The following is a 2,268-nucleotide window of genomic DNA, read 5'->3' as shown; positions in this document are numbered from 1 at the left end:
CTAGCATAGCTATAAAACTGCGCTAGAGCAGCTTTTTTTGCTATAAAATTTCAATTTTGGAACAGAATATAACTTTTGAAATGTAATGTGTATGAAGGTTATGAATTCCATATAACTCTTGTTCAAATAATAAAATGGAGTTAAAATTACATATTGTTAATGAAAAGTTGGAGGAAATACATCATGGAATTGTTTCAATTACCGAAAGCATTCCTGCAAATGAATACAATCTTTATCTCAATATTAATCGAAGCACTTCCTTTTGTGCTAATTGGCGTATTTATTTCAGGATTCATTCAAATGTTTGTGACAGAAGATATGGTGGCAAAATGGATGCCTAAAAACCGATTTCTGTCTGTTTTATTAGCTACTTTTTTAGGTATGATGTTTCCTGGGTGTGAATGTGGAATTGTTCCGATTGTAAGACGATTAATCGGAAAAGGGGTTCCACCCTATGCAGGAATTGCATTTATGTTAACTGGACCGATTATTAATCCAGTTGTATTATTTGCAACATATGTTGCTTTTGGAAGTAGTATGCACATGGTATGGTATCGTTCTATTGTGGCGATTATCGTAGCAATTATCGTTGGAATTATATTATCATTTATGTTTAAAGAACATCAATTAAGAGATGATCACTTCCCAGAAGTGAATCATAAGCGTCCGTTACGTAAAAAAATGTGGGATGTATGTACACATGCTGTTGAGGAATTCTTCTCAATGGGAAAATACTTAGTGTTAGGAGCGTTAATTGCTGCTGCAGTTCAAACGTTTGTACAAACTTCAACATTGCTTGCTATTGGACAAGGTCCGTTTTCTTCATCAGCTGTAATGATGGGACTTGCTTTTATTTTATCACTTTGTTCAGAGGCAGATGCATTTATTGCTTCTTCGTTCCAAAGTACATTTTCAACAGCGTCACTAGTCGCGTTCCTCGTATATGGACCGATGGTGGATATTAAAAATATGTTTATGATGCTTGCGACATTTAAAACAAAATTTGTAATTGTTGTGACGGTTACAGTTACACTTGTTGTTTATGCAAGCTCACTACTCATTTATGCGATGGGGTGGTAGGTTATGTTTCGAGCATATATATTACTAGGTTTCACAATTTTAATTGGTCAGCTTCATATTTCCGGTAACATTACGAAGTATATAAATATGAAGTATGCCTATTTATCAAAAACTGCAGCTATTATTTTAGGTTTCTTAACGATTATACAAATTATTATCGTTTTCCAGAAAGAGCATCAAAAAGAAAAAGAGAAACATGATTGCAGTTGTGATCATAGCCAGTGTGGGCATGATCATTCGAAAGATGAAAATACATGGTGGAAACGAACGTTTTCTTATACTCTGTTCTGTTTTCCGATTATTTCAGGATTATTTTTCCCAATTGCAACATTAGATTCGGACATTGTTAAGGCGAAGGGGTTTCACTTTCCTGTTGCACAAGCGGAAAGTAAAGATCCATTTATGACAAGACAATTCTTAAGACCGGATACGAGTATTTATTACGGGAAAGAAGGATATCGTGGTGTAATGGAAAAAGGGAAGAAAGAGTTTGTTACGAAAGACAATATCACTTTAAAAGATGAAGATTTCTTAAAGGGTATGGAGACAATTTATAATTATCCTGGTGAATTTACTGGTAAAACCCTGTCTTATAAAGGATTTGTTTTCCGAGATGATTCTTCTAAAAAGGAACAATATTTCTTATTCCGTTTCGGTATTATACATTGTGTTGCGGATTCGGGTGTATATGGTATGTTAGTTAAAAAACCAGAAGGTGTAGAGTGGAAAAATGATGATTGGATTCAGGTGGAAGGAGAAATTTCAACTGAATTTTATCAGCCATTCCATGCAAATATTCCAGTGTTAGAAGTAACGAAATGGAATAAAGTTGAACAGCCGAAAGAACAATATGTATTTAGAGGAGCCGATTGATAAAATCGGTTCTTTTTTGTGGACTAAAAGTTCTAAAAATTGTTAATATTAAACGTGTAGTTCATGAGATGTAGTAAATGTTTGGATATTAGAGATATATAATTAAAGGGGTGATAACAATGACTGAAGTAAAGGGTAAAACAGCTAATGAATCAAGAGTTTTTAAAACAAGTCGAGTATTTCCAACGGATTTAAATGATCATAACACGCTATTTGGTGGAAAGATATTGGCGGAGATGGATATGGTTGCTTCAATTTCAGCAACGAGACACTCGAGAATGGAATGTGTCACAGCGTCTATGGATTGGGTAGATT

At 34.2% G+C, this 2,268-nt stretch carries 2 protein-coding genes and 1 pseudogene; all 3 read left to right on the top strand.

The features are described 5' to 3' along the window. The first annotated feature begins 183 nt into the window (after positions 1-183). Positions 184-1,080 (top strand): permease, encoded by an 897-nt coding sequence (locus AC1DTM_RS23420; protein ID WP_002118586.1) that lies wholly within the window; start codon positions 184-186, stop codon positions 1,078-1,080. Between the two features lie 3 nt (positions 1,081-1,083). Next, positions 1,084-1,953, top strand: a complete 870-nt coding sequence (locus AC1DTM_RS23415; protein ID WP_002158156.1) for a TIGR03943 family putative permease subunit — start codon at positions 1,084-1,086, stop codon at positions 1,951-1,953. Positions 1,954-2,072: 119 nt separating this feature from the next. Continuing rightward, positions 2,073-2,268, top strand: a pseudogene (locus tag AC1DTM_RS23410) (acyl-CoA thioesterase); the annotation flags it as partial.

This window comes from Bacillus sp. P4_D3 (assembly GCF_056401855.1).
The sequence above is the reverse complement of the archived record's forward strand: the minus strand, read 5'-3'. Positions and strand labels throughout refer to the sequence as shown.